Source organism: Pseudoduganella sp. GW821-FHT05F09 (assembly GCF_059419605.1).
This window is the reverse complement of the sequence record NZ_JBWKSD010000001.1, coordinates 278,827-304,290: the sequence shown is the minus strand read 5'-3', so window position 1 is coordinate 304,290 and position 25,464 is coordinate 278,827. Positions and strand designations below refer to the sequence as shown.

Genomic DNA, 25,464 nt, shown 5'->3' with positions numbered 1-25,464 from the left:
TTGAATTTCTTTCACTGGGTAATCTCATGCATTTTGAAGTGCCAAAAGCCGGACTGAAAACCGTCAAGGAATTCCTGGGTGAATACTCGATGATCGTGGTCAGCATCCTGACCGCGCTGGCGCTCGAGCACGCGGCGCAAAGCTGGCACCACCGCCACCGCGCGCACGACGCCGAACAGCAGATCGAGGCCGAGCTGCGCATCAACCTGGAGGAGCTGCACCGGGTCACCGAAGCCAACCGCGCCCAGCTCGAGCGCATCACCAAGATCCGCAAGGCGCTGCGCGACGACATCAAAGCCAAGGTGGCGGACAAGGAAGTGGGCGAGCACCTGCTGGCGGCCACCAACCGCAGCTTCGGCCTCAACCTCAAGACGCCCACGCTGCGGCGCGAAGCATGGGAAGTGGCCGTCGCCAGCCAGTCGGCCAGCTGGATGTCGCCCGCCCTGCTGCAGCGCTATTCCGCGCTGTACGCCCAGCAGCGCGACACGCTGGACTCGGCCAACACCAACACCCAGCTCACGCTGAGCGGACCGGCCATGATGAACACGCTGTCCGACCTGGAACTGGGCAAGGTCGATCCCGCCGCGCTGTACCACACGCTGCGGCAGATGGAGAGCACCATCGACGGCGTGCAGGGCAACCTGCTCGCGCTGGAGAAGCAGATGCGCGAAGCGCTGGCAAAGGCCTGATCCGGCGGGGCGGCCTGTTATACTGCTGCCCTTTCCAGGCCAGGCCTGAACCAACAAGGATGAACATGAGCGCACTTCCACCCTGCCCGCAATGCGGCTCCGAACTGACGTACAACGACGGCGCCCAATGCGTGTGCCCGGAATGCGCGCATGAGTGGCAGCCCGGCGCGGCGGCCGACGCCGAAGACGGCCCGCGCGTCTACAAGGACGCGGCCGGCAATATCCTGCAGGACGGCGACACCGTCACCGTCATCAAGGACCTGAAACTCAAGGGCGGCGGCGGCACGGTCAAGATGGGCACCAAGGTCAAGAACATCCGCCTGGTCGACAGCGACCACGACATCGACTGCAAGATCGAAGGCTTCGGCAACATGAGCCTGAAGACCGAATTCGTCAAGAAAGTCTAAGCCCGAGACAGCCATGAATGTACGCCGCCTGACCATCTTCGCAACCCTTTGCTGCGTCTTGCCGGGATGGGCGGCGGCAGCATGTTCCCGCACCATCAACGTTCCCGTGGCGCCGCACGGCATGGCCATCGTCGTCAAGCACGGCAAGGCGGCGGGCGTGATGCCCGAGATGCTGGACGAACTGGGCGACAAATACGGCTGCAAGTTCAGCTTCCCCGTGGTGCCGCGCGCGCGGCTCGAAATGCTGTTCCGCGCAGGCGACGCCGACCTGATTGTGCTCTCGACCCGCTCGCCCGAGCGCGACCTGTCCGGCAGCTACGTGCCCGTCTTCAAGTACCGCGCCGTGCTGGTAAGCGCCAAGCCGATAGACGCGTCCGTGCAAACGGTGGACGCCCTGCTCAAGAACACCGACTTGCGCATCGGCGTGGTACGCGGCTTCGACTACGGCCCGGCCTACCGCAAACTGCTCGATCCGGCCAACTCCGCGCGGGTGCAATACGCCAACGACCTCAATGACCTGATGCGCCGGATGCAGGCCAATATTGCGGACGTGACCATCCTGCCCTACAGCAGCGCCTACAACACCATCGCCGAAGATCCGAGGCTGAGCGGGCTCGATGGCCAGCTGTCGATCAGCACCCTCGACGACATTCCGTGGCAGGATGCGGGATTCTACGTCTCCACGCGCACTTTGCTGCCCGCCGACCAGGCCGCCCTGATCGACATGCTGGGCAACGAGGAAATCGGCAAGCGCTTCCTGAAGTCCCTGTCCAAGGTGATACCGCCCGCCGTGCTGGCCCTGACCGCGAAGAGACATTAAGCACGCGGCATTCATCAGTGCGGCCCGCGCGCGCCGCACCCACCACCGCCACGAGCCACATCGCCATCGCCTAAGCGCAGGTCGGCAAGGTGGTGGAATGGCTGGAAAAAGTCAGCGAAGAGCAGTACGCGCAGCGGCCTTGATTGAACCCGGCTGATCAGCGCCGGCGCGGGATCATGCGCCGGCCCGCTTAGGCTGGTGGCCCAGTTTAGTCAGCTCCGCCATCACCACATCGCAATGGTCGCCCTGCACTTCGATCACGCCGTCCTTCACGGTGCCGCCGGAACCGCAGGCGGCGCGCAGCTGCTTGCCCAGCGCGGCCAGCGCCTCGCCGTCCAGCGCCAGCCCTTTCACCACGGTGACGCACTTGCCGCCCCGCCCTTTGGTCTGGCGCGACACGCGCACCACCCCATCGCCCACCGGCGCCAGCTTCGCGCTCGCCTTGCAATTGCAGGCCGCAAGCGGCTGCCCGCAATCGGGGCACATGCGGCCGGTTTCGGTGGAATACACCAAGCCGCCCTTGGAACTGTTTTTCATCATTTGGGTATCAATCGGACTGCGTATGCGCTCATGATACCAGCAGGCTGGCGGCGTTACAGCGCAGCCGCGTCCAAGATGGCTTGCGCGAACGCTTGCGGCGCTTCCTGCGGGAGGTTGTGGCCGATGCCGCCGCTCAGGTTGCGGTGTTCGTATTTGCCGGTGAACTTTTTGCGGTAGCTGGTCGGGGGGGGGAACGGGGCGCCGTTGGCATCGCCTTCCATCGTGATGGTGGGTACGGTGATGGCGGGAGCTGCCGCCAGGCGCTTTTCCAACGCGTCGTACTGCGCCTCGCCCGCCGCCGCGCCCTGGCGCCAGCGGTAGTTGTGCAGCACGATGGCCACGTGGTCGGGATTGACGAGCGAGGCGGCGCTGCGGTCCAGCGTGGCCGCGTCGAACTTCCACTTGGGCGAGGCGGTCTCCCAGATGTATTTGGCGAAGTCGCGCGTATTCCTGGCGTAGCCCGCCGCGCCCCGGTCCGTGGCCAGGTAGTACTGGTACCACCAGTCATGCTCGGCTTTCGGCGGCAGCGGCACTGCGCGCGTGTCGATATTGGTCACCAGGTAGCCGCTCACCGACACCAGCGCCTTCACGCGCTCGGGCCACAGCGCCGCGATGATGCAGGCGGTGCGCGCACCCCAGTCGAAGCCGCCGATCACGGCCTGCGGAATCTTGAGCGCATCCATCAGCGCGATGATGTCGAGCGCCACCGCCGATTGCTGGGCGTTGCGGAAGGTGGAGCTGGACAGGAAACGCGTGGTGCCGTGGCCGCGCAGATGGGGAACGATGACGCGATATCCGGCCGCAGCCAGGATGGGCGCCACCTCGGAGAAAGCGTGGATGTCATAAGGCCAGCCATGCAGCAGGATGACGGGCTTGCCGTCCGCCGGCCCCACGTCCGCGTAGCCGACATTCAGCAGGCCCGCATCAATCTGCTTCAGCGCCCCGAACGGCGAAGCCGAATTCGCCTGCGCACGCGCAAGGCCCATGATGCCGAACTGGCTCGCGGCCAGGGCGACTGCTGCGGAGCCGACCAAACGGCGGCGCTGTTGGCTGATGTTCTCTTGCATTCCGATCTCCGAATTGTAGTGTGTACAGCACTCAGGATAAGGCGGGCGTGTATCGGCTCTGTGTACGGCAACGCTGCTTCTTGTACATCATTGTGGCCGATACAGGCAGGGATACATAGTGATACAAAGGTATTAGAATGGCCGCTGTAAACTTAATGACAACTTCATACTCCTGGCCCATGAAAATTCTCCTCCTCACCCTTCTATTGGCATGCCAGGCAGCGTACGCGCAGGACAGTACCCGGACCGTCTACGACGTGGACCGCGAATTCGACACCGGTTCGGACATCAGGATCACAGCTCTTTCGAACGTGCAGATCGAGAATCTGGCCACACTGGGCAAGGTGTGGGGCTTCCTGAAGTATCATCACCCATCGGTCACATCCGGGCAGCGGCAATGGGATTACGAGCTGCTGCGCGTCACGCCCGCCATCCTCGCCTCGCGGGACCGGGCCGAGGCCAATACGGCACTGCGCAAATGGATAGCAAGCTTGGGCGAGATCATTCCATGCGATCCCTGCGCCTCCTTGCCTGCGGAAGACCTTCAGCTGCGCCCTGCGCTGGACTGGCTGGAGGACAGCAAGCTGCTTGGTTCGGAACTCCAGGCAGACCTGAAGCGTATCCATCGGAACCGTCCCGCAAGCGGCCAGCAGTTCTTTGTGGACTTGGCCAAGGGGGTCAAGAACCCAGTTTTCAAGCACGAGCCCGTGTATGACGGCATGCGCTATCCGGACGCGGGATTCAGGCTATTGGCTCTGTTCCGTTTCTGGAACATCATTGAATACTGGGCGCCGTACCGCGATGTCATCGGCGAAGACTGGAACGGCGTGCTGCACCAGTCCATTCCCAAAGTGGTTCTTGCGAAGGACCGCCGCAGTTACGAACTGGAGATGATGGCCGTTATCGCGCGTGTCAACGACACGCACAGCAATCTGTGGAGCTCGCTCCATGTCCGTCCGCCGCTGGGGTTATGCAAGCTGCCGCTAAATGTGCGCTTCATAGGCAGCGACGCCGTCGTCGCAGGATACACGGACCATGCGGCAGGCAAGGCGACCGGCCTCCTGCCCGGCGACATCATCGTGGCCATAGACAACACGCCTGTCGCACAGCTGGTGCAGACATGGCGGCCTTACTACGCCGCCTCCAACGAGCCCACGCGGTTGCGCGACATCGCCCAGGAACTGCACCGCGGCCCCTGTGGCGGCGTGAGCCTTCGGATACGCCGGGAAAGCGGCGAGCTGGATTTGCAGGCAAGCCGCACGCCGGAGATTCGCAGCGCGAAGACGCATGACCGCCCGGGCGACACGTTTCAAATGCTGCCCGGCGGCATAGCCTATCTCAAGCTCTCCTCAATCAAGCAGGCGGACATTCCAGGCTACATGGAAGCAGCTGCCGGCACTAAAGGCCTGGTCATCGACATACGCAACTACCCATCCGAGTTCGTCGTCTTCACGCTAGGCCAATATCTGGTTGATCGCCCGACCAATTTTGTGCGTTTCACCGTCCCCGACCTCAACAATCCCGGCGCCTACTACTGGAACCAGGGCGCTGCACTGCGCCCCGGGAAGACACACTACGCAGGCAAGGTGATTATATTGATCGACGAGATTTCACAAAGCATGTCTGAATATACCTCCCTGGCGTTCCGCTCCGCCCCGCGAGCCCGGATTATCGGCAGCACCACAGCAGGCGCGGACGGCAACGTTTCGCGGTTTGGCATGCCGGGAGGGCTGGGCTCCCTCATCAGCGGCATCGGCATCTTCCACCCCGATAAGCGTCCCACACAGCGCATAGGCATCATCCCGGATATTGAAGTGATCCCCACCATCGAAGGCATCCGCGCAGGCCGCGACGAAGTGCTGGAGACGGCGATTACGGAAATACAGCGACAGGACTAGCGGTCCGTGCCGCCCGAGGAAACGGTAGCGGGCCAGACCACCGCGTTGTCCACGGAATAAAGCTGGCACGGTTCGCGGCTCCTGGACTGGCAGGCGGCAAGGGCGCTGCGGCGCGGGTCTTCGCCCTCCTCGGCCCAGCCCCAGGCGCCGCTGGGTGACAGTGCGAAGGCGCGCGGCAGTTGGCGCGCCAGGAAGGCGCGGTATTCTTCGCGCCCGTGCACGGCCAGATAAGGCAGCGCGGACACGTCGTCCACGGCGGCGTATTCGGTGGGCGCCTGCTCGCTGGCGGGCAGCGCGAACTTCTCCTTCACCGGCATGCCGATGCGCGCCAGGAAGCGCTCGGCCTGCGGCAGCCAGACCTGCTCGCCGTCCTGGCTGGCCAGCATGGTGTGCGCGTCGCGCTTGAAAGCGCCGAAGGCCACCAGCTCGGCGCTGCCGCCGGCCTTGGTGTAGGCGCCATGCATGCGGCTGGCCAGCTCCGGGCCGAAATAGGAATCGTTGGCGCCGTACATCCACAGGCTGGACACCTTGCTGCGCTTGCCGTACTCGCCGAAGGCGCGCACCAGCGCGTCCTGCCAGTCGCAGGGGCCGCCGTGCACGCGCAGGCCGCCGGCGAAATTCATCACGCCGCGCAGGCCGGGAATCTGCTGCGTGGCCAGCGCCATCGTCGCCAGGCCGCCGTAGGACTGGCCCGCCACCACGATGCGCTGCGCGTCCACCCAGGCCAGGCCACGCGCGTAGCGGATCGCCTCGCGCACGTCGGCGGCCTGGGTGTAGCCGTTGGCGACCATGTCGCAGCCGTGATCGATGTAGCGGCCGCCGGAGTGCGCAAACCCGGCGCGCATCGGCACCATCACGGCGTAGCCGCGCCGCACAAAGGCGCGCGCCATGTGCACAAAGCGGTCGCGCTGCTGCAGTTTCGGGTCGCCCGGCGCCTTGCCGTGGTTGATGACCAGCAGCGGGAAGGGGCCGCCGCCGTCCGGCTTGAACAGCGTGGTTTCCAGCGCGGCGCCCTGCCCGGCCGGGATCATCACAACCTGCTCGTTCAATTGCGAGACTGGCAATGAGGCGGCGTGGCCGGATGCAAACACGCCACAAAACGCCAGAACGGCAAACAGGCTGCGGCAGGAATCGGCGATGGCGCGGATGATGCGGCTCCAGATGAGAGAACGGGCAATATCACGATTCTGCAGGCCAAGTTTTTCAAAGGCAATACCAGAACGTCAAAACCGCTGCCTTTTTTTTCAGCAACACCCAATTGCGCGGCCACGGCGTAACGGTTACACTGGGTGCCATTGCTCAATGGAAAGACATCGGAAAGAACATGAGTGTATCCGCCCTGAGCGCCGGGGCTTCCGGCCTCAACGCGAACCAGCAGGCGCTGGGTGTCGCGGCCAACAACATTGCCAATGCGGGTACGCAGGGCTACCAGGCCCAGCAAGCCCAATTCCAGGAGGCCAGCCCGGCTGGCTCCGGCGTCACGCTGTCCGCGCAGGGCCGGGGGCTGGCCGCGTCCGAAGCCTCCATCGACGGCCCTTCGGGCACGGACCTGGCCAGCGACATCACCAATTCCCTGGTCTACAAGGCCAGCTTCGACCTGAACGCCAAAGTGGTGCAGGCGGCCGAGCAGCGCATCGGCACGCTGATCGACATCCAGGCCTGACGCCGCACCGTAAAACAATTGACAGTGGAGCCACCGGGTCGATACGATACCCGCCCAGGCAACCCTCCCACGGGACCACGATGATACGCGACGAAGAAACCCTGAACCTGCTGCTCGCCAGCGTGCGCCGCTTTGTGCGCGAAGTGCTGCTGCCGCAGGAGCAGGAGGTGGCCGAGACCGACCAGATTCCGCCCGCCGTGGTGGCGCAGATGCGCGAACTGGGCCTGTTCGGCCTGTCCATCCCCGAAGCCTATGGCGGCTTGCAGCTGACCATGGAGGAGGAAGTGCTGGTGGCGTTCGAGATCGCCTACGCCTCCCCCGCCTTCCGCTCGCTGATCGGCACCAACAACGGCATCGGCTCGCAGGGCATCGTCATCGACGGCACCGAAGAGCAGAAGCAGCACTATCTGCCCCGGCTGGCGGCGGGCGACATCATCGGCTCCTTCGCGCTGACCGAACCCGGCTCCGGCTCGGACGCCGCCTCGCTGCGCACCTCCGCCGTGCGCGACGGCGACCATTACATACTGAACGGCACCAAGCGCTACATCACCAACGCGCCCGAGGCCAGCATCTACACCGTCATGGCGCGCACGGACGCGGCGCGCAAAGGCGCGGGCGCCATTTCCGCCTTCATCGTGGAGCGCGGCACGCCGGGGCTCAGCCTGGGCAAGATCGACAAGAAAATGGGCCAGCGCGGCGCGCATACCTGCGACGTGATATTCGAGAACTGCCGCGTGCCGGCTGCCAATCTGATCGGCGGCAAGGAAGGCGTGGGCTTCAAGACCGCCATGAAGGTGCTGGACAAAGGCCGGCTGCACATTGCCGCCGTGTGCGTGGGCGCGGCCGAGCGCATGCTGGAGGACGCGCTGCGCTACGCCATGGAGCGCGAGCAGTTCGGCCACGCCATTGCGGACTTCCAGCTGATCCAGGCCATGCTGGCCGACAGCAAGGCGGAACTGTACGCGGCGCGCTGCATGGTGCTGGACGCGGCGCGCAAGCGCGACCAGGGCCTGGACATCTCCACCGAGGCTTCGTGCAGCAAGCTGTTCGCCTCCGAGATGTGCGGACGCGTGGCGGACCGTTCGGTGCAGATACACGGCGGGGCCGGCTATATTTCGGAGTACGCGGCGGAGCGTTTCTACCGCGACGTGCGCCTGTTCCGCATCTACGAGGGCACCTCGCAGATACAGCAGATCGTCATTGCCCGCAATATGATCAAGGCGGCGCAGGGCTGATGGATATTCCCGCCCTCCTCGCCGGCCTGCCGCCGCGCATCAGCGACATTCCGCGCCGCTGGGCCGAACGCGCGCCGCAAGCACCCGCGCTGCGCGAAGGCGAACGCATCTGGACCTACGGCGAACTGGCGGCGGCGGTGGACGCCACCGCGCAGCGGCTGCGGGAACTGGGCCTGCGGCCGGGCGACAGGCTGATGGTGGTGGCGGAGAACTGCGTCGCCCAAGTTGCCCTGATCTTTGCGGCGGCCAGCCTGGACGCGTGGGTGGTGAACGCGAACAGCCGCTTGTCGGCGCGGGAGATTACCCAGTTTCGCGAGCATTCCGGCGCGCGGCGCGTTATTTATTGCTGCGGAACGGCGGAGGCGGCCGCTCACGGCGAGCGCGATGGCGCGCAGCGGGAATCCTGGCTGTTCGGCGAGTGGATGACAGGGCCGCTGAACGAAGCGGCGCAACCGGAGCCCGTGGCCACCGGCGCGGACTTCAGCGCGCGGCAGCCTGCGGCGCTGATCTACACCACCGGCACCACCGGCCAGTCCAAAGGCGTGATGCTGTCGCACCGCAATCTGCTGTTCGTGGCCGCCGTTTCGAGCACGCTGCGCGGCCTCACGCCCGCCGACCGCGCATACGGCGTGCTGCCGATTTCGCACGTCTACGGCCTGGCCTCCGTCATGCTGGGCACACTGTACGCGGGCGCCTGCCTGCATCTGCAGCCTCGCTTCAATGCCGAAGCGCTGCTGCGCGCGCTGCGCGAGGACCAGCTCACCATACTGCAAGGCGTGCCCGCCATGTATGCGCGGCTGCTTGAAATACTCGGCCAGCCGGGCACGGACGCAGACGCGGACGCGGACGCAGACAGTGCGGCCGGGCGCAAGACGCTGGGCGCCAGCCTGCGCTTCATCTACGCCGGCGGCTCGCCGCTGGACCCTGTGCTGAAGCGCCAGGCCGAAGCCCTGCTCGGCCAGCCGCTGCACAACGGCTACGGCATGACGGAAAGCTCGCCCACCATCAGCCAGACCCGCCTGGAGGCTCCGCGCGGCGACACCTCGGTCGGCTATGCCATTCCAGGCGTGGAGACCCGCATAGCGCCGGGGCCGGACGCCACCGGCGAGCTGTGGGTGCGCGGGCCGAACGTCATGCTCGGCTATTACAAGGAACCGTCGCTGACCGCCGCCGCCATCGATGCGGACGGCTGGCTCAACACCGGCGACGTCGCCCGCCAGGACGCGGATGGCGCGCTGTTCATCGTCGGCCGCAGCAAGGAGCTGATCATCCGCTCCGGCTTCAACGTCTACCCGCTCGAAGTGGAGACGGTGCTGAACGCGCATCCCGCCGTGGCACAGTCGGCGGTGGTCGGCCGCAATGTGGCGGACGGCGACGAGGAAGTGGTCGCCTACGTGGAGCTCGATCCGCGCCACGCGGGCCAGCCGGAAGCGCTGGTAGGCGAGCTGCACGCCCATCTGGCCGCGGCGCTGGCGCCTTATAAATGCCCCGCCGAGATCATTCCCATGCCATCATTGCCGGCAGCCGCCACCGGCAAGATATTAAAGAGCCAGCTGCGCACGCTGGCGCAAAAGACGGCCCAAACCAAGGAGACAAAACAATGAATCGCCTGTACAAGAAAATCGCCCTGGCATCCCTGTTGTCCGCAGCACTGGCCGGCGCGCGCGCCGAAGAATTCCTGGTCGGCGCCGAGCTGCCGCTTAGCGGCTCGCTGGCGCGCGTGGGCGCCGGCATGCAGGAGGGCGTGATGGTGGCGGCGGAAGTGTTCAACCGCAGCAACGGCAAGCACAAGATCAAGATCATCACCGTGGACGACGAGTCCGCCCCGGCCAAGGCCATCGCGGCCGTGGAGAAGCTGCACAGCCAGGGCGTGGTCGCCATCACCGGCGGCTACGGCTCCAACAACATCGCCCCCGCGTCCGACGCGGCCAACAAACTGAACCTGGTCTACATCACCTCCGGCGGCGTGGACGACAGCCTGGTCTCCAGTGGGCGCAAGAATTTTTTCCGCATCAATAACACGGCGGGCTACGAGAAAGCCGTGCTGGGACTGATAGACGACGTGGGCGCCAAGTCGGTCTCCATCATCTACTCCACCAAGGAAGCCACGTCCGACCTGGCCAAGAACATCGAGAAGGCGCTCGAAGCGAAAGGCATCAAGGCCGCGTCGCACTCCTTCGACCCGGCCATTACCGACTTCAAGCCCATCATCAACAAGATCAAGCTGCAGGACAAGTCCGAGCTGGTGCTGATGTCCGGCTACGAGAACGACTACGTGGGCATACTGCGCGCCGCGCGCGTGCTCAAGCCCGCCGTGAAAGCCATGGTGGGCGTGTGGTCGCTGGCCACGCCCAAGATGGCGGCCGAATTCCCCGACCTGATGCCCAATGTGTTCGGCACCGCGCTGCTGCCCTACCCCGCCACCTTCGAGTCGGCGGACGGCAAGGCCTTCTCCGAAACCTACAAGCAGCTGTACAAGAAAGAGCCGGACTACCTGGGCCAGTTCGGCTACGTGCAGTCCATGCTGCTGTTCGAAGCCATTGCCCGCGCAGCCGACAAGGGCAGCGTGAAGACCGGCGGCATCGCCGAGGAAATGCGCAAGACCAGCCGCGAAACCCTGATCGGCAAGGTGCAGTTCTCCGCCAACGGCGACAACCCCAACTTCGTGCACCGCATGGGCCAGCACCAGGACAAGAAGATCGTCATCGTCTGGCCGAAAGCCAACGCCACCGGCAAGATTGCCTACCCGGCCGTGCCCTGGTAAGCACGGCACCCCGAGCAGATGACCGAACTGATACTGCAAGCGCTGTATTCAGGCCTGCTGCAAGGCGGCTCCTACGCGCTGATTGCGCTCGGCCTGGCGCTGGTGTTCGGCGCCATGAAGATCATCAACCTCGCGCACGGCGAGCTGGTGCTGCTGGCCGCCTACATCGCCTACACGGTGGAATCGAAGGCGGGCCTGGGACCGGTGTTCGCCATTCCGGTGGCGCTGGTGCTGGTCAGCCTGGCGTCCGTGTGCGTGTACTGGACCGTCAAGCGCATCAATAAAGACCGCGAAATCAACTCGCTGATACTCACCTACGGCATCGGCATCATCCTCACCAACGCCATCCTCATCACCTGGAAGGCCGACATCCGCACCACCAGCTCCAGCTGGCTGCAGGAGGCGCTGGTCATCGGCCCGCTGTACAGCATGCGCAGCGAAGCCATTTTCTTCTGCGTCAGCCTGGCGCTGCTGGCGGCGCTGTGGTGGTGGCTCTCGCGCAGCTGGTACGGCCGCGCGCTGCGCGCCGTGGCCAGCAACCGCGACGCCGCCAAGCTGATGGGCATCAATCCCGGCAAGGTGGAACTGGTGTCCTTCATCATCGCCGGCATCCTGGCCGCGTTCGCGGGCGTGGCGCTGTTCAGCTACGGCGTCATCCAGCCGTCCTACGGCAGCGCGCTCACGGTCAAGGCCTTCATCATCACCGTGCTGGCCGGCGTGGGCTCGATACCCGGTGTGCTGCTGGGCGCCGTCCTGCTGGGCGTGTGCGAGGCGCTCACCGTCACGCTGGCCAGCTCCGCGCTGCAGGAACTGGCCGGCATGTCGCTGTTCCTGCTGGTGCTGTTCGTCATGCCCAACGGCCTGTTCGGCGCGGCCCGGAGGCGCGGATGAAGATCCACACCAGCGTGCTGTCCGCGCTCATCCTGGCCTACCTCGTGGTGCCGCTTACGCTGTCGGGCAACAACTACGTCATGAGCACCATCGTGGCCGCATTGGTAACCGGCGGCGTGGCGCTGTCGTGGGCGCTGCTGGGCAACCTGGGCGGCATGATCAGTTTCGGGCACTCGGCCTTTTTCGGCGTGGGCGCCTATGTGTCCGCGCTGTGCAGCATGCGGCTCGGCGTGCCGGTGCTGCCCGCCATGCTGCTGGGCGGCGCGGGCGCGGCGGCCGCCTCCATCGCCATGCTGCCGGTGCTGCGCCTGCGCGGCCCCTACTTCGCGCTGGCCATCCTGGCCTACGCCCACATCTTCCGCATCATCGCCACCGAATGGACTTCGGTCACGCGCGGCGCGGGTGGGCTGGCCAATATTCCCGGGCTGCCAACGCTGATGGGCTACGACTTCAGCGGCAAGGCCGGCGCCTACCTCATCATCCTCACCATCGTGGTGGTGTTCGCCTTCATCTACACCGCCATCCGCGCCAGCCACTACGGCCTGGCGCTGCGCGCCATGCACGACAGCGAGGACGCCACCCGCGTGGTGGGCGTCAACAGCACGCTGCTGAAAGCGGCCATGCTGGTGGTGTCCGCCTTCATGGCCGGCGTGGTGGGCGCCTTCAACGCGCACACCATCAACTTCCTAGAACCGGACTACGCCTTCAACGGCCTGTGGGTGACGCTGCCCATCGTGGCGGCGATTTTCGGCGGCTACCGCACCATTCCGGGGCCGATCGCGGGCGCGGTGTTCGTGTCGCTGGCGGACCAGCTGCTGTTCAAGGAACTGCTGCCCACCGGCCACCAGCTGGTGCTGGGCGTGCTGCTGGTGCTGATGATTATCCTCAGCCCCAACGGCCTGATGCCGCTGCTGCGCGGCTTTGGAAGGAGGCGCCGTGCTTGAACTGGACAAGCTCACGGTGCGCTTCGGCGGCCTCACGGCCGTCAACGCGGTCTCGCTGCGCATGGACGGCGGCGGCGTGCTGGGTCTCGTTGGACCCAACGGCGCGGGCAAAACCACGCTGTTCAACGCCATCTCCGGCCTGGTCAAGCCCACCGCCGGGGCGATCCGCTTCGAGGGCCGCGACGTGATGCGCGCACCCATGCACAAACGGGCGCGCCTGGGCATAGGCCGCACCTTCCAGATTCCACAGCCCATGCACGAGCTGACGGTGCGCGAAAACCTGGTGGTGGCGCAGCGCTTCGGCACCGGCAAGGTGGACATGGCGCGCATCGACGAGATACTGGACTTCACCAGCCTGGCAAGCAAGGCGCGGCGCGACGCCGCCACCAGCCTGGCGCTGACCGAGCTCAAGGCGCTGGAGGTGGCCAAGGCGCTGGCCACCAATCCCCGCCTGCTGCTGCTGGACGAAGTGCTGGCCGGGCTGGAAACCAGCGGCAAGCGGCGCTTCATGGGCATGCTCAAACAGATGCAGCAGCGCTTCGGCGTGGGCATCGTCATCATCGAGCACGATATCGAAACCATCAGCGGCCTGTGTCCGCGCGTGGCCGTGCTCAATTTCGGCGAGCTGATTGCCGACGGCACGCCGGACGAGGTGTTCCGCGATCCGGCCGTCATCAAGAGCTATACGGGCGCGGGGACGGGAGCCGGGGCTGGAGGAAGCCATGCTTGAGCTGAGCAATGTGCGCGCCGGCTACGGCGCCATCAACGTGCTGTGGGACGTGTCGCTGACCATGCAGCCGGGCCGGCTCACCGCCATCGTGGGCCAGAACGGCGCGGGCAAGACCACGCTGCTGCGCGCCATCATGGGCCTGCTGCCGCTCAAGCAGGGCGAGATCACCCTGCACGGCAAGCGCCTGGACGGCACGCCGACCTGGGACATGGCCGACCGTGGCCTGGCGATGGTACCCGAGGGCCGCATGGTGTTCCGCGACATGAGCGTGGCGGAGAACCTGATCGTGGGCGCTTTCAACAAGGCGCACCGCCCGCATGTGGAGGCGCGGCTGGAAGCCGCCTACGGCATGTTTCCACGCCTGCGCGAACGGCGCAAGCAGCTGGCCGGATCGCTGTCCGGTGGCGAGGCGCAGATGCTGGCGATGGCGCGCGGGCTGATGTCCGATCCGAAAATCCTGATCGTGGACGAGCCTTCGCTGGGCCTGGCGCCGGTGCTGGTGAACGAATTGTTCGAGATCCTGGCGCGGCTCAAGGCCGAAGGCCGCACCATCATCCTGGTCGAGCAGAACACCGAGCGCGCGCTGGCCATCGCCGACCATGTCTATCTGCTGCAAGGCGGGAAAGTGGCGCTGTCCGAGCCCGCCGCCAATGTCACGCTGGCGCGGCTGCACGAACTCTATTTCAAGCACTGACCCCGTCCAGCCGGGCGACCCGTAACGGCGGCGTGTGGTAAAACCATGCTTGCGCACTAAGGGAGTTTGCATGAGTACCGGAGATCACGATCCACGGCGCCAGGAGCGCCGCCATGAACGCCGCCACAGCGACCAGATGGGAACGCCGCGCTACCTGGACCCGGGCGACACGGTGTTCAGCCTGTGGGGCCGCATCATCATGGCGCGCTACCGGCGCATTGCGGCGGCGGCCACGCGCCACATCATCCAGCGTCCGCTGCACATCGGCGTCTCGGCCCGCATCTTCCATCCGGAGGCAGGCGCCAAGGGCCTGCGCAGCAAGAACCTGCAATACCTTGAGGAGTCCATCGCGCAGTGGGTCATGTCGCGCGACGTGCTGGTGTTCATGATACCGACCGTGAACACCGACGGCCTGCTGCATCCATCGAATATCCGCCTGCGCGACTACGCGCGCCACCTGGACGGCCTGGTGCTGCAAGGCGGCGCGGACGTGTCGCCGCAAAGCTATGCCGAAACGCCCACGCGGCCGGAATGGAGCGGCGACCGCGCGCGCGACATGTATGAGCTGGAGCTGCTGCATGAATTCGTGGAGGCGGGCAAGCCGGTGCTGGGCATTTGCCGGGGCTGCCAGCTGATCAACGTGGCCTTCGGCGGATCGCTGTACCAGGACATCGCCTCGGACGTGCCGGACGCCATGGCCCACGTGCACGACGACTACGACCGCCACCGGCACGAGATCGTTTTCCCCGAAGGCGCTTCGCTGGGCCGCATGCTGAAGATGCGCAGCGGCCAGGCGCTGGTCAACTCCATCCACCACCAGGCGGTGAAAAGCCTGGGCCGCGACATGACGGTGGAAGCGCGCTCGGTCCCGGACGGCATGGTGGAAGCCATCCGCTACACCAAGGCGCCGTTTGTGATGGGCTTGCAGTGGCATCCGGAGTTCCACCGCGCGGGCGGGGTGGAACTGCTGGACTGCACGCCCATACTGGACAACTTCCTGCGCGTGGCGCGCGAGACGCGCTTCTAAGACTTAGCCCCGGAAGCGGTTCACCGCCGCATCCACCACGCCTTCCACGCTGCCGCTTTCCCTGAACTGGTCGCGCAGGTACTGGGCGTCGCTGCCGGTATGGGTCACCTGCATCAGGTGCGCCAGGCCCGCGCTGCCGCCCAGCGCCTCCGCGTGCGGCTCCATCTTGCGCAGCGTGGTCAGGATGTCCTCGCGCAGCGACAGGCTTTCATAGGTCTTGGGATGCACAATGGTGCCGTCCAGCCCGAAACGGCAGGCCTGGAAGCGGTTGTAGTTGTAGACCAGGTAGTCATCCTCCTCCGGCGCCGCCTCGTGGCGCTCCAGCAGGTAGCGGCACAGCGCCTGCAGATACACCGCCAGCGCCGCCGCCCGCTCCACCGTCAGCGGCGTGTCGCACACGCGCAGCTCGATGGTGCCGAATTCCGGCTTGGGACGGATATCCCAGTAGAAGTCCTTCATGCTCTTGATAACGCCGGTGTGCTCCATCTTGGCGAAGTAGCCGTGCTCGAAGTCGTCCCAGCTCAAGGTGAACGGCGCGCGGCCGCTCATGGGGAAGGCGAACACGGAGTTCAGGCGCGCGGAGTTGAACAGCGTGTCGCCGCCCTGCACGAACGGCGACGAGGCCGACAGCGCGATAAAGTGCGGCACGTAGCGGCTCAGCGAATGCAGCAGGAACAGCGCGTCGTCGCCGCTGGCGCAGCCGATGTGCACGTGCTGGCCGAAAATGGTGAACTGCTTGGCCAGGTAGCCATACAACGCCGACACTTCCTTGAAGCGCGGCTTGGAGAAGATGCGCCGCTCCGACCATTTCTGGAAGGGGTGGGTGCCGCCGCCGCAGATGCCGATGTTGAGCTTCTCGCAGGCCTGCACCAGCGTGTCGCGGATCAGCTGCAGCTGCGCCACCATCTCGGTGTGGTTGGTGTGCACGTCGGTGTTAATCTCAATCATGCTCTCGGTGATCTCGGGCGTCACATTGCCTGGGAAGGGTTTGCGGTTCAGCAGGTGCAGCAGGTCGGGGCTGGACGCCGTGAGGTCGAAGTCCGCATGGCTGATCAGCTGCAGTTCCAGCTCCACGCCCATGGTGAGCGGCTGGGAATTTTTGAATTGTTCAAGCGCCATTTATGCGTCCTCCTCTTGCGGCGTTTCCTTGGCCCATACCAGCGCATACTGCGTGAAGATGGGGCCCAATACTTCCATGAGCAGCGTCATGGCGGCCAGCGCGGCCAGCTCGTCGACCAGCACGATGCCCATGCTCTTGGTCTGTTCCAGCAGCAGGATGACGAACACCGACATCGGCGCCAGCGCCACCCCGGTGAGCGCGCCCTTGCGCCAGGTCACACCGCCCGGGTGCGCGAACACGGCCACCGCCACGGTCTTGACGACAAAGCGCGCCAGCAGCAGCACGATGGCCAGGCCGGCGCCGGCCACCACGCGCTCCCAGTCCAGCGTGGTGACGGCGAACACGAACAGCAGCACCGTCAGCAGCTCGCCGATGGCGCCGAAATTGCGCTCGGTGCGGCTGAAGGAAATGCGCCGGTGGCGCGCCATCAGGCCGAAGGTCAGCGTGGCCAGCACCGGCGACAGGTTGGCCGCGTGCGTGATCGCCACCAGCAGCACCACGGCCAGCGCAAAGGCCACCGTGCCGTCGCGCTGCACGTGGCCGAGCTGGCGCAGCAGCGCGGGTATCACCACGCCGAACACGGCGCCCAGCACGGCCGAGGCCAGCAGCTCGATGGCGCTGTGCGAAATGGCCTGCCCCAGGCTGCCGGAGGTCTGGAACACCCACACCCCCACCACCACCTTGAAGACGAACACCGCCAGCACGCAGTTGATGGCGACCAGGTGCAGCACGCGTTCGGTGACCTGGCCCGCGCTGTTCTGTTCGTTAATCACGCGCAGCACGCCGGCGGGCGAGCTGGACATGGCCAGCGAGGCCAGCAGCAGCGAGGTCAGCGGCGGCATGCCGGACAGGTTGCCGATCACGTACACCACGCCGAAGGTGGCGGCCGATTCGGCCAGGCCGGTGACGGCGATCCACGGGTTCAGGCGCAGCCATTTGAGATTGATGCGGTAGCCGAATTCAAACAGGATGAGGCCGAAGGCCACGTTGGCGAGTATGGTGACGGGGCTGGAACTGTCGCTGGTGTACAGGTCCGGGAAAGCCTGGGCCACCGCGAAACCGACCAGGCCGTACACGCTGATGCGCGGTACGCCGGACCAGCGGTGCATGATTTCCCCCGCCAGCCAGGCCAGGGCGATTGCAATAGGCCAGGCCAGTTCGGCCGTGATAACTACTAAATCCGGCATAAATGTTTCCTCCAATGCAAAATCAGTACACAGTTTATTGCATTCCGTTAAATCGCGCCGCACCCGAGGCCGGGGTAGAATCATGGCCAGACCAATGCACGAGAAGGAATCCCCATGCTGGAACTCATTAGCGAACATGTTTGCTTCGGCGGCGTTCAGCGCTTTTACAAGCACGATAGCGCCATGATAGGCCTGCCCATGCGATTTTCCGTTTTCATTCCGGAACGCAAGGATGACGCGCCCCTGCCCGCGCTGTTCTACCTGGCGGGATTGACCTGCACTGAGGAAACTTTTCCCATCAAGGCCGGCGCCCAGCGCGTGGCGGCCGAGCTGGGCCTGGTGCTGGTCTCGCCGGACACCAGCCCGCGCGGCGCCGGCGTGCCCGGCGAGACGGATGCGTGGGACTTCGGCGCCGGCGCCGGTTTCTACATCGACGCCACGGAAGCGCCGTGGAGCAAACACTACCGCATGGAAAGCTATATCCACGAGCTGCGCGAGCTGGCGGTGCGTGAGCTGCCGGTGGACGCGGCGCGGCTGGGCATCTTCGGCCACTCCATGGGCGGCCACGGCGCGCTGACGCTGGCGCTGAAGCGGCCGGACGTGTTCCGTTCGGTGTCGGCTTTCGCGCCCATCGCCGCGCCGACCCGCTGCCCGTGGGGCAAGAAGGCCTTCGGCGGCTACCTGGGAGCGGACCAGGCCGCATGGCGCCGGCACGACGCCAGCGAACTGATGGCCGCAGCCAGCACGCCCTTCCCGCAAGGCATATTGATAGACCAGGGCCTGGGCGACAAGTTCCTGGCCGAGCAGCTGTATCCGGAAGCGTTCGAGGAAGCGTGCAAGCAGGCCGCGCAGCCGCTGCAACTGCGGCGGCATGCGGGCTATGACCACGGCTATTACTTCATTTCAAGCTTTATCGAGGATCATTTGCGCTTCCACGCGCGCAACCTGGCGGCTTGAAAACCTACAGCTTGATCTCGGTCCCCAGCCGCGCCAGGAACTGCCCCAGCCATTGCGGATGCGCCGGCCAGGCCGGCGCGGTGACGAAAATGCCGTCGGTCACGGCGCTGTCCACCGCGATATCCGCATATTCGGCGCCCGCCAGCTTCACCTCCGGCGCGCAAGCCGGGTAGGCGGAAATCCTGCGGCCCTTGATCACATCGGCCGCCGCCAGCAGCTGCGCGCCGTGGCACACCGCCGCGATCGGCTTGGACGCCTGCGCGAACTGCTGGATAATCTCCAGCACGCGCGGGTTCAAACGCAGGTATTCCGGCGCGCGCCCGCCCGCAATCACGAGCGCGTCGTAAGCGGCTACATTCACATCGTCGAAATTGGCGTTCAGGGCGAACTGGTGGCCCGGCTTCTCGGTGTAGGTCTGGTCGCCCTCGAAGTCATGGATTGCGGTCTTGACCTTCTCCCCGCTCTTTTTGCCCGGACACACGGCATGCACCGTGTGGCCCACCATTTGCAGTGCCTGGAACGGCACCATGGTTTCGTAGTCCTCGGCGAAATCGCCCGTCAATAACAGTATCTGCTTGGCTGCCACGGTCATCTCCCACTTGGTTGGAAAAGTACGACCTGGCCATGATAGCGTTATTTGACGGGCAATGCTGCCAACTTGCCTACTTTACTTGTGCAGCACCTTGCGGATGGTTTCCGCCAGGTCTTCCGCCACGAACTTGGCCACGTAGGCGTCCGCGCCCACGCCCTTGACGTGGTCCTCGTTGGTCTTGCCCGACAGCGAGGAATGGATCACGACAGGAATCTTGCTGAAACGGGCGTCCTGCTTGACCAGGCGGGTCAGCGTGAAGCCGTCCATTTCCGGCATTTCCAGGTCAGTCAGGATCAGCGACACGCGGTCCTCGACCGGGATGCCCTCGGCCTTGGCGCCGTCGGCGATATGCTGCAGGCGTTCCCAGGCTTCCTTGCCGGACTTGGTCATCACGAAGGGCGCGCCCATGGCGGTCAGGCCCTGCTCGATCAGACTGCGCGCCACCACCGAGTCGTCCGCCGCCAGGATGATGGTGCCCGCCTTGAGCGCCAGTTTCGGGCCTATGGTTTCCGGGTCCACGTCCTTGCCTTCGTTCGGCACCATCTTGCGCAAAATGGTTTCCACGTCCAGCACCTGCGCCAGGCGGGTGTTGTTCACGTCGCCGTCCAGGCGGGCGATGCTGGTGACCATGCCGCCGGCCGTGCTGCCTTCGGCGGACAGCACCTGGCCCCAGTCCAGGCGCACAATCTCGTCCACCGACTCCACCGCGAAGGCCTGCGTGGTGCGCGCGAATTCGGTCACCAGCATGATGTTCAGGCCGGTCTTCGGCGTTACGCCCACAATGCCGGGCAAATCCATGACGGAAATAATCTGGCCGCGCAGGTTGACCACGCCCAGCATATGGGGCGCGGAACCGGCCACCGCCGTCACTTCCGGCATGGCCACGATTTCGCGGATCTTGAAGACGTTGATGCCGTACAGTTCCGAATGCTCGCCGTTGGCGTCGGCGCCCAGGCGGAACAGCAGCAGTTCGAACTTGTTGGAGTTGGTGAGGTTGCTGCGTTCGTCAATTTCTTGTTGAACAGAATTCATAGGGATCGTCTCCATTGCAAGGTCTGCAATCAGTATAACGATATTGCCCTACACAACGAAACATTTCGCCCGCCGATGTTGCAATTGCGCCGGGATAAAAAAAAGGAAACCCGGAGGTTTCCTTTTTTCTGAATTCTGGAGCGGGAGAAGAGTCTCGAACTCTCGACCTCAACCTTGGCAAGGTTGCGCTCTACCAACTGAGCTACTCCCGCAGAAGGCAGCAGTATCGCAGGCTTGCGCCGCTCTGTCAATGCGCTGAAAATGCTGCATTTTTGCCAATGATGGTCTATATTTAGCTGAACTTTGAAAGGCCTTCAATGTTCCGCAAGCCACGCAGCCCGCTGTCCCGCACACGATTCAAGCATGGCGCCGCCGCCTTGAAGCAGGCCGACAAATCCACGTCCCACGCCACGCCGGTGGAACAGGCCCTCGCCATTATTGAGGGGCTGTGGCGCGTGCTGCTGGCGATACTGGTCAGCCCGGGCAGCCTGGACAGGAAAATCAACGGCGACACCCAAGTCCAGAAGACCACGCCCAAATACACCTTCCTGGTGCTGTCCACCTTTGTGGCAATCAAAGCGACCAAGATGTCGCTGACCATACTGATGCTGGCCATGCTGCCCTTTGTTCGGGGCTGCGAACCGGAAACCCAGCAGAAAATGGTCTTTCCCTCGATCGAAGCCGAGCTGATACTGCCAAAGCTGGAGGACATACTGCTGATGGGAGTTCCTTCGGTTCTCCTCGTCATCCTGTTCCTTCGGGTGTACGCCCGGATACTGAAATTCATTACCGCAAAACGGACCGCGTCACGCTTTTACAATGTCGCCTGCTATATCGCAGGCTGGCAATACCTTGCGTCCTCGGTCATCATCATCTGCACGCTGCGCCTGTTTGCCGACACGGAATCCGGCATAGGCTACACGCTGGAGGCTTTGCGCTGGGGCGGCATCGGCGCCCTGGCTTGGGGCACGCTGCTTTATACATGGACGCTCCTGAGCATAGAGAAACTGCCCCCTTGGCGCCGTTACTTGAAGAGAACGGCCAAGTTCGGGCTTATCCTTGCGAGTTCAGCCGTGCTGTCGGCACTCGTCCTTGTGGCCGGGCTGGCTACCGCAGTACCGCTGGCCATCCATGGCTCAAAGAAAGAGTTGATCAAGCCTTTGCTTCAAGTTACCTTGATCAAAACCGAGCGTGACGAGGATATGAACCAAACTTTGCGGTTCGTGCTCAGAAACCTGTCGGAAAACACCGTCTATCTCAGCGGCGGATCCGTACACTTCCTCTACGACCCCACCCAGCAAGCCAGCGATAAAATATCGTCCTGCGAAACCGGCATTCACAAAATAGGCGAAGTCGAAGAATGGCGTAACGCTGGCACCGCCGGCGTGTTACTGGAACCAAATAAAAACCACGTCATTACGGTCGTGGTGGCACCGGAGTCCACAGCCCCACCACAACACTGCCCCTTCGGCGACTGGCCCAACAATACCAAAGACATCCCGAAATTTATTTTTTATCTGCTACCCAAGGAGTATTTTCAATATCCGGCCCCTAAACATTATGCGGGACGTATCGGATTCAACTCATTGGTTTTGTCTGAAGAAGATCAGTTTCTGGAGGCTTTCATCATCAATCCTTCGCGATAAGGCACAGCCGCGCTTGCCGCTTATATAATGTGGCCTCGTAAAGAGAAGGACATGAATGGATGCAATAGAAACAGTCTTGGCCATGCTGCTGGCCGTGGTCGGCAGCGCCTATCTGGTGCGCCTGCTGCCCGTGGCCGTGCCGCTGCCGCTGATGCAGATCGCGCTCGGCTTCGTCGTTGCCGCGTTCTCGCGCCACGGCATTGCGCTCGACCCCGAATTCTTCTTCCTGCTGTTCCTGCCGCCGCTGCTGTTCCTGGACGGCTGGCGCATACCCAAAAGCGGCCTGCTGCGCGACCGCGGCGTGATCCTGCAACTGGCGCTGGGCCTGGTGGTGTTCACCGTGCTGGGCATGGGCCTGCTGATCCACTGGATGATACCGGCCATGCCGCTGCCGGTGGCCTTTGCGCTGGCCGCCATCATCTCCCCCACCGACCCGGTGGCCGTCTCCGCCATCGCCTCGCGCACGCCGATCCCGAAACGCCTGATGCACATCCTTGAAGGCGAATCACTGCTCAACGACGCCAGCGGCCTGGTGTGCTTCCGCTTCGCCGTGGCCGCCGCGCTGACCGGCACTTTTTCGCTCACCTCGGCCACGCTCACCTTCGTCTGGCTGGTGGCCGGCGGCATCGGCATGGGCGTGGGCGTCACGCTGCTGATCGCGCTGGCGCAGCGCTGGCTCACGCGCCACTTCGGCGAGCCGTCCGGCTCCCCCATCCTGGTCAACCTGCTGATGCCTTTCGGCGCCTATCTGCTGGCCGAGCACCTGAACGCGTCCGGCATCCTGGCGGCGGTGGCGGCCGGCGTCACCATGAGCTATGTGGAACTGGGCGGCCACGCGCTGGCCGCCACCCGCATCCAGCGCTCGGCCGTATGGGACACCGTGCAGTTTTCGCTCAACGGCGTGATGTTCGTGCTGCTGGGCGAACAACTGCCCAGCATCCTGAAGGGCGCGCGCGCCTCGCTGGAGGCGGTGGGCCACGTCAACCCGTGGTGGCTGGTGCTGTACGCCTTCGCCATCACAATCGGCCTGATGGTGCTGCGCTTCGCCTGGGTGTGGACCGCGCTCAAGCTCACGCTGTTCCGCAAGAGCCGCATGGGCCACGACGCCGCGCCGCCGCACTGGCGCCTGCTGCTGGCGACCTCGCTGGCCGGCGCGCGCGGCGCCATTACGCTGGCCGGCGTGATGACGCTGCCGCTGGTCGTGCCCGGCGGCCAGCCCTTCCCCGCGCGCGACCTCACCATCTTCCTGGCCAGCGCGGTGATCCTGCTGTCGCTGCTGGCGGCCAGCGTGGGCCTGCCGCGCATCCTGAGCGGCGTGGATTTTCCGGAGGACTCGGAGGAAAGCCAGGAGGAAGACCGCGCGCGCGAGGTGGCGGCCAATGCCGCCATCGCCGCCATCGAACGGGCGCAGATCGAACTGATGTCCACCAGCGTGGACGCCGACCTCTATCCCCAGGCCGCCAGCCGCGTGATCGCGCTGTACCGGCACCGCCTGGTCGAGCACACCGAAGTGGAGCAGGCGCGCCAGTTCCGCAAGCTGGACATGGCGGAAAAGGCGCTGCGCATGGCGGCGCTGCACGCCGAACGCAAAGCCATCTTCAACCTGGCGCGGCACGACCACATCTCGGACGAAACCGCGCGCAAGCTGGTGCGCGAGATCGACCTGAGCGAAACCCGCTTCCGCTAAGCCATGCAGAACCGCCGCGCCACTATCGCCCTGTCCGCCGCCTGGCTGCTGTTCTGGAGCATGATGGTGCTCACCGCCGTGCAGGACGCGCTGCGCGACGGCGAACACGCGGTCTGGAAGCCCATCCTGTGGGAGTCCTCGTCGGCGGTGGTGGCCACCGTGCTGATGGTGCTGCAGCGCCGCCACACGCGGCGCTACGACCACCTGATGGCCGCGCCGCTGCGCTGGGCCGGCGTGCAGCTGCTGTGGGCGCCGGTGTACTGGCTGAGCTTTGTGCCGCTGGCCTTCGGCATCCGGCACGCCGTGTACGCGCTGGCCGGGCAGTCTTACCAACATGAGGCATGGCCGCAGGTGTTCCTGTACGAGGACATCAAGATCACCGTGTTCTTCGGCCTGTTCGTGCTGATCCAGTTTGGCCTGCTGTCCTACCGCGCGCTGCTGGAGGAACGCCTGCGCGCGGCCCAGGCCAACACGCTGCTGCGCCAGGCGCAATTGCAGCAGCTTACACAGCAGATGCAGCCGCACTTCCTGTTCAACGCCCTCAACACCATTTCGTCGCTGATGCATACCGACGTGGCGCGCGCCGACGCCACGCTGATGCAGCTGGCCGACGTGCTGCGCGCCACCTTGGACCACTCGGGCCAGCAGCAGGCGCCGCTGGCCACCGAACTGCGGCTGCTGCGCGGCTATGCGCACCTGATGAGCGAACGCTTTGAGGACAGGGTCAGCATCGCGTGGGACATCGACGAATCGCTGCTGGGCTGCCAGGTGCCGCTGATGAGCATGCAGCCGCTGCTGGAGAATGTGTTCAAGCACACGGTGGAGCAACGCCGCCAGCCCACGGCCATCACCATCAGCGCGCGACGCGACGGCGCGGATCTGCTGCTGCGCATCGCGGACGACAGCGGACGCCTGGCCGCACCATCCTCCGGCGCGGCCAGGAGCGGCATCGGCCTGCGCAATCTGCGCGAGCGGCTGGAAGTGCTGCACGGCGGCGCGGGCTCGCTGCGGCTGGCGCAGCTGGAACCGGCGGGCGTGAGCGCCGAAGTGAGGCTGCCATGCGCGTGCTGATCGTCGACGACGAGCGCCCCGCGCGCGACAAGCTGCGCCGCCTGCTGGCGCTGGAAGCGGACGTCAGCGCCATCGATGAGGCGCGCGACGGCGTGGAGGCGCTGGAACGCGCGGCCGCCTGCGCGCCGGACGCCATCTTCCTGGACATCCAGATGCCCGAGGTGGGCGGCTTCGACGTAGCCGCCTCGCTGCCATCGCCTGCGCCGCTGATCGTCTTCGTCACCGCCTACGACGAATACGCCATCCGCGCCTTCGACGCCAACGCCATCGACTACCTGCTCAAGCCTTACGACCAGGCCCGCCTGCAGCGCGCCCTGCAGCGCCTGCGCACGCGCCTGGCCATGGAGCGCACCGCCCCGGCCGCGGCGCCCGCCGAGATGGCAATGGCCATGCCGCCGGTGCGCCAGTTGCTGGTGCCCGAGCGCGGCGCCACGCGCATCGTCAAGGTGGAGGACATCAGCTGGATAGAAACGGCGGACAACTACGTCGTCCTGCACACGCCCGGCGGCCAGCCCCTGCTGCGCCAGACGCTGGCCGGGCTGCTGGAAAAGCTCGGCCCGGACTTCCTGCGCTGCCACCGGCGCGGCGCGGTGCGCCTGGCCGCCATCGCCGCCGTCGAGGTGGACGACAAAGGGGACGGCGAACTGCTGCTGCACGGCGGCGCCCGCGCCCCGCTCAGCCGCCAATACCGCCCCGCCCTGCTGGCCCGCCTCGCCGGCCCGGCCTGAATCCGCACCCGGCCCCCGGCTTGCCTCCGGCTGGCCCCAGGCTGCCCCCGCCTCGCCCCATTTCGCTGGCCCGCC

Annotated in this window: 26 protein-coding genes and 1 tRNA gene; 19 read left to right on the top strand and 8 right to left on the bottom strand. The window is 65.2% G+C overall.

Annotation, left to right across the window (positions count from 1 at the left end; all coding sequences use genetic code 11):
- The first annotated feature begins 26 nt into the window (after window positions 1-26).
- From AC07S4_RS01170 to AC07S4_RS01160, 3 genes are all read left to right on the top strand, one after another.
- Window positions 27-689: a hypothetical protein gene (locus tag AC07S4_RS01170; protein ID WP_494984855.1), complete on the top strand. Its 663-nt coding sequence runs from the start codon at window positions 27-29 to the stop codon at window positions 687-689.
- Between the two features lie 65 nt (window positions 690-754).
- A complete protein-coding gene (locus AC07S4_RS01165) occupies window positions 755-1,096 on the top strand; it encodes a zinc ribbon domain-containing protein YjdM (protein ID WP_494984854.1) in 342 nt (113 codons plus the stop codon).
- 13 nt (window positions 1,097-1,109) lie between these two features.
- On the top strand, window positions 1,110-1,916 hold the full coding sequence (locus AC07S4_RS01160; protein ID WP_494984853.1) for a substrate-binding periplasmic protein: 807 nt from the start codon (window positions 1,110-1,112) through the stop codon (window positions 1,914-1,916).
- 174 nt (window positions 1,917-2,090) lie between these two features.
- On the opposite strand, the gene AC07S4_RS01155 is transcribed toward AC07S4_RS01160, so the two are convergent.
- Together AC07S4_RS01155 and AC07S4_RS01150 are read right to left on the bottom strand one after the other, a co-directional pair.
- Entirely contained in the window at window positions 2,091-2,453 is a 363-nt protein-coding gene (locus tag AC07S4_RS01155) for a translation initiation factor Sui1 (protein ID WP_494985587.1), read from the bottom strand.
- A 56-nt stretch (window positions 2,454-2,509) separates the two neighbouring features.
- Window positions 2,510-3,523, bottom strand: a complete 1,014-nt coding sequence (locus AC07S4_RS01150; protein WP_494984852.1) for an alpha/beta fold hydrolase — start codon at window positions 3,521-3,523, stop codon at window positions 2,510-2,512.
- A 179-nt stretch (window positions 3,524-3,702) separates the two neighbouring features.
- Here AC07S4_RS01150 and AC07S4_RS01145 point away from each other — a divergent pair, with 179 nt between their 5' ends.
- Window positions 3,703-5,421, top strand: a complete 1,719-nt coding sequence (locus AC07S4_RS01145; RefSeq protein WP_494984851.1) for a S41 family peptidase — start codon at window positions 3,703-3,705, stop codon at window positions 5,419-5,421.
- Here AC07S4_RS01145 and AC07S4_RS01140 read toward each other — a convergent pair.
- The gene (locus AC07S4_RS01140; RefSeq protein ID WP_494985586.1) at window positions 5,418-6,452 is read right to left on the bottom strand and encodes a dienelactone hydrolase family protein; all 1,035 of its coding nucleotides are present in this window, start codon (window positions 6,450-6,452) and stop codon (window positions 5,418-5,420) included. The genes AC07S4_RS01145 and AC07S4_RS01140 overlap by 4 nt on opposite strands.
- A gap of 42 nt (window positions 6,453-6,494) precedes the next feature.
- Here AC07S4_RS01140 and AC07S4_RS01135 point away from each other — a divergent pair, with 42 nt between their 5' ends.
- From AC07S4_RS01135 to AC07S4_RS01090, 10 genes are all read left to right on the top strand, one after another.
- A complete protein-coding gene (locus tag AC07S4_RS01135) occupies window positions 6,495-6,698 on the top strand; it encodes a hypothetical protein (protein WP_494984850.1) in 204 nt (67 codons plus the stop codon).
- A gap of 47 nt (window positions 6,699-6,745) precedes the next feature.
- Window positions 6,746-7,084 (top strand): flagellar basal body protein, encoded by a 339-nt coding sequence (locus AC07S4_RS01130; RefSeq protein ID WP_494984849.1) that lies wholly within the window; start codon window positions 6,746-6,748, stop codon window positions 7,082-7,084.
- Window positions 7,085-7,164: 80 nt separating this feature from the next.
- Window positions 7,165-8,319 carry an acyl-CoA dehydrogenase family protein gene (locus AC07S4_RS01125; protein WP_494984848.1) on the top strand — a complete coding sequence of 385 codons (1,155 nt, stop codon included), beginning with the start codon at window positions 7,165-7,167 and terminating at the stop codon, window positions 8,317-8,319.
- Window positions 8,319-9,923 carry a class I adenylate-forming enzyme family protein gene (locus AC07S4_RS01120; RefSeq protein WP_494984847.1) on the top strand — a complete coding sequence of 535 codons (1,605 nt, stop codon included), beginning with the start codon at window positions 8,319-8,321 and terminating at the stop codon, window positions 9,921-9,923. Before AC07S4_RS01125 ends, AC07S4_RS01120 begins: the two co-directional genes overlap by 1 nt.
- Window positions 9,920-11,083, top strand: a complete 1,164-nt coding sequence (locus AC07S4_RS01115) for an ABC transporter substrate-binding protein (protein WP_494984846.1) — start codon at window positions 9,920-9,922, stop codon at window positions 11,081-11,083. The genes AC07S4_RS01120 and AC07S4_RS01115 overlap by 4 nt, the downstream gene beginning before the upstream one ends.
- An 18-nt stretch (window positions 11,084-11,101) precedes the next feature.
- A complete protein-coding gene (locus AC07S4_RS01110) occupies window positions 11,102-11,974 on the top strand; it encodes a branched-chain amino acid ABC transporter permease (protein WP_494984845.1) in 873 nt (290 codons plus the stop codon).
- Complete coding sequence (locus AC07S4_RS01105; RefSeq protein ID WP_494984844.1) at window positions 11,971-12,918, top strand: branched-chain amino acid ABC transporter permease; 948 nt, start codon at window positions 11,971-11,973, stop codon at window positions 12,916-12,918. The genes AC07S4_RS01110 and AC07S4_RS01105 overlap by 4 nt, the downstream gene beginning before the upstream one ends.
- The gene (locus AC07S4_RS01100; protein ID WP_494984843.1) at window positions 12,911-13,648 is read left to right on the top strand and encodes an ABC transporter ATP-binding protein; all 738 of its coding nucleotides are present in this window, start codon (window positions 12,911-12,913) and stop codon (window positions 13,646-13,648) included. Before AC07S4_RS01105 ends, AC07S4_RS01100 begins: the two co-directional genes overlap by 8 nt.
- Window positions 13,641-14,342, top strand: a complete 702-nt coding sequence (locus tag AC07S4_RS01095) for an ABC transporter ATP-binding protein (protein WP_494984842.1) — start codon at window positions 13,641-13,643, stop codon at window positions 14,340-14,342. The genes AC07S4_RS01100 and AC07S4_RS01095 overlap by 8 nt, the downstream gene beginning before the upstream one ends.
- 70 nt (window positions 14,343-14,412) lie before the next feature.
- Entirely contained in the window at window positions 14,413-15,369 is a 957-nt protein-coding gene (locus AC07S4_RS01090) for a gamma-glutamyl-gamma-aminobutyrate hydrolase family protein (RefSeq protein ID WP_494984841.1), read from the top strand.
- Window positions 15,370-15,372: 3 nt separating this feature from the next.
- On the opposite strand, the gene AC07S4_RS01085 is transcribed toward AC07S4_RS01090, so the two are convergent.
- Together AC07S4_RS01085 and AC07S4_RS01080 are read right to left on the bottom strand one after the other, a co-directional pair.
- A complete protein-coding gene (locus AC07S4_RS01085) occupies window positions 15,373-16,488 on the bottom strand; it encodes a YbdK family carboxylate-amine ligase (RefSeq protein WP_494984840.1) in 1,116 nt (371 codons plus the stop codon).
- A complete protein-coding gene (locus AC07S4_RS01080; RefSeq protein WP_494984839.1) occupies window positions 16,489-17,676 on the bottom strand; it encodes a cation:proton antiporter in 1,188 nt (395 codons plus the stop codon).
- Window positions 17,677-17,790: 114 nt separating this feature from the next.
- Between AC07S4_RS01080 and fghA the strand changes: the two genes are divergently transcribed.
- Window positions 17,791-18,633: an S-formylglutathione hydrolase gene (fghA, locus tag AC07S4_RS01075; protein WP_494984838.1), complete on the top strand. Its 843-nt coding sequence runs from the start codon at window positions 17,791-17,793 to the stop codon at window positions 18,631-18,633.
- Between the two features lie 4 nt (window positions 18,634-18,637).
- On the opposite strand, the gene AC07S4_RS01070 is transcribed toward fghA, so the two are convergent.
- The 3 genes from AC07S4_RS01070 to AC07S4_RS01060 form a co-directional block, all read right to left on the bottom strand.
- Window positions 18,638-19,219 carry a DJ-1/PfpI family protein gene (locus AC07S4_RS01070; protein ID WP_494984837.1) on the bottom strand — a complete coding sequence of 194 codons (582 nt, stop codon included), beginning with the start codon at window positions 19,217-19,219 and terminating at the stop codon, window positions 18,638-18,640.
- Window positions 19,220-19,300: 81 nt separating this feature from the next.
- A complete protein-coding gene (locus AC07S4_RS01065) occupies window positions 19,301-20,257 on the bottom strand; it encodes a chemotaxis protein (protein ID WP_494984836.1) in 957 nt (318 codons plus the stop codon).
- Between the two features lie 136 nt (window positions 20,258-20,393).
- Window positions 20,394-20,469, bottom strand: a tRNA-Gly gene (locus tag AC07S4_RS01060).
- A gap of 105 nt (window positions 20,470-20,574) precedes the next feature.
- On the opposite strand from AC07S4_RS01060, the gene AC07S4_RS01055 reads away from it, so the two are divergent.
- The 4 genes from AC07S4_RS01055 to AC07S4_RS01040 are packed head-to-tail and all read left to right on the top strand — an operon-like array spanning window position 20,575 to window position 25,389.
- The gene (locus AC07S4_RS01055) at window positions 20,575-21,903 is read left to right on the top strand and encodes a hypothetical protein (protein ID WP_494984835.1); all 1,329 of its coding nucleotides are present in this window, start codon (window positions 20,575-20,577) and stop codon (window positions 21,901-21,903) included.
- 55 nt (window positions 21,904-21,958) lie between these two features.
- Window positions 21,959-23,590, top strand: coding sequence for a Na+/H+ antiporter (locus AC07S4_RS01050; protein WP_494984834.1), 1,632 nt, complete (start codon window positions 21,959-21,961; stop codon window positions 23,588-23,590).
- A 3-nt stretch (window positions 23,591-23,593) separates the two neighbouring features.
- Window positions 23,594-24,661, top strand: a complete 1,068-nt coding sequence (locus AC07S4_RS01045; RefSeq protein ID WP_494984833.1) for a sensor histidine kinase — start codon at window positions 23,594-23,596, stop codon at window positions 24,659-24,661.
- Window positions 24,649-25,389, top strand: a complete 741-nt coding sequence (locus AC07S4_RS01040; RefSeq protein WP_494984832.1) for a LytR/AlgR family response regulator transcription factor — start codon at window positions 24,649-24,651, stop codon at window positions 25,387-25,389. Before AC07S4_RS01045 ends, AC07S4_RS01040 begins: the two co-directional genes overlap by 13 nt.
- Window positions 25,390-25,464: the final 75 nt, after the last annotated feature.

Bases quoted from the DNA above. Each gene is read 5' to 3' on its own strand.
- AC07S4_RS01170 (WP_494984855.1), top strand. From the start codon at position 27: ATGCATTTTGAAGTGCCAAAAGCCGGACTGAAAACCGTCAAGGAATTC.
- AC07S4_RS01165 (WP_494984854.1), top strand. From the start codon at position 755: ATGAGCGCACTTCCACCCTGCCCGCAATGCGGCTCCGAACTGACGTAC.
- AC07S4_RS01160 (WP_494984853.1), top strand. From the start codon at position 1,110: ATGAATGTACGCCGCCTGACCATCTTCGCAACCCTTTGCTGCGTCTTG.
- AC07S4_RS01155 (WP_494985587.1), bottom strand. From the start codon at position 2,453: ATGAAAAACAGTTCCAAGGGCGGCTTGGTGTATTCCACCGAAACCGGC.
- AC07S4_RS01150 (WP_494984852.1), bottom strand. From the start codon at position 3,523: ATGCAAGAGAACATCAGCCAACAGCGCCGCCGTTTGGTCGGCTCCGCA.
- AC07S4_RS01145 (WP_494984851.1), top strand. From the start codon at position 3,703: ATGAAAATTCTCCTCCTCACCCTTCTATTGGCATGCCAGGCAGCGTAC.
- AC07S4_RS01140 (WP_494985586.1), bottom strand. From the start codon at position 6,452: ATGATCCCGGCCGGGCAGGGCGCCGCGCTGGAAACCACGCTGTTCAAG.
- AC07S4_RS01130 (WP_494984849.1), top strand. From the start codon at position 6,746: ATGAGTGTATCCGCCCTGAGCGCCGGGGCTTCCGGCCTCAACGCGAAC.
- AC07S4_RS01125 (WP_494984848.1), top strand. From the start codon at position 7,165: ATGATACGCGACGAAGAAACCCTGAACCTGCTGCTCGCCAGCGTGCGC.
- AC07S4_RS01120 (WP_494984847.1), top strand. From the start codon at position 8,319: ATGGATATTCCCGCCCTCCTCGCCGGCCTGCCGCCGCGCATCAGCGAC.
- AC07S4_RS01115 (WP_494984846.1), top strand. From the start codon at position 9,920: ATGAATCGCCTGTACAAGAAAATCGCCCTGGCATCCCTGTTGTCCGCA.
- AC07S4_RS01110 (WP_494984845.1), top strand. From the start codon at position 11,102: ATGACCGAACTGATACTGCAAGCGCTGTATTCAGGCCTGCTGCAAGGC.
- AC07S4_RS01105 (WP_494984844.1), top strand. From the start codon at position 11,971: ATGAAGATCCACACCAGCGTGCTGTCCGCGCTCATCCTGGCCTACCTC.
- AC07S4_RS01095 (WP_494984842.1), top strand. From the start codon at position 13,641: ATGCTTGAGCTGAGCAATGTGCGCGCCGGCTACGGCGCCATCAACGTG.
- AC07S4_RS01090 (WP_494984841.1), top strand. From the start codon at position 14,413: ATGAGTACCGGAGATCACGATCCACGGCGCCAGGAGCGCCGCCATGAA.
- AC07S4_RS01085 (WP_494984840.1), bottom strand. From the start codon at position 16,488: ATGGCGCTTGAACAATTCAAAAATTCCCAGCCGCTCACCATGGGCGTG.
- AC07S4_RS01080 (WP_494984839.1), bottom strand. From the start codon at position 17,676: ATGCCGGATTTAGTAGTTATCACGGCCGAACTGGCCTGGCCTATTGCA.
- fghA (WP_494984838.1), top strand. From the start codon at position 17,791: ATGCTGGAACTCATTAGCGAACATGTTTGCTTCGGCGGCGTTCAGCGC.
- AC07S4_RS01065 (WP_494984836.1), bottom strand. From the start codon at position 20,257: ATGAATTCTGTTCAACAAGAAATTGACGAACGCAGCAACCTCACCAAC.
- AC07S4_RS01055 (WP_494984835.1), top strand. From the start codon at position 20,575: ATGTTCCGCAAGCCACGCAGCCCGCTGTCCCGCACACGATTCAAGCAT.
- AC07S4_RS01050 (WP_494984834.1), top strand. From the start codon at position 21,959: ATGGATGCAATAGAAACAGTCTTGGCCATGCTGCTGGCCGTGGTCGGC.
- AC07S4_RS01045 (WP_494984833.1), top strand. From the start codon at position 23,594: ATGCAGAACCGCCGCGCCACTATCGCCCTGTCCGCCGCCTGGCTGCTG.
- AC07S4_RS01040 (WP_494984832.1), top strand. From the start codon at position 24,649: ATGCGCGTGCTGATCGTCGACGACGAGCGCCCCGCGCGCGACAAGCTG.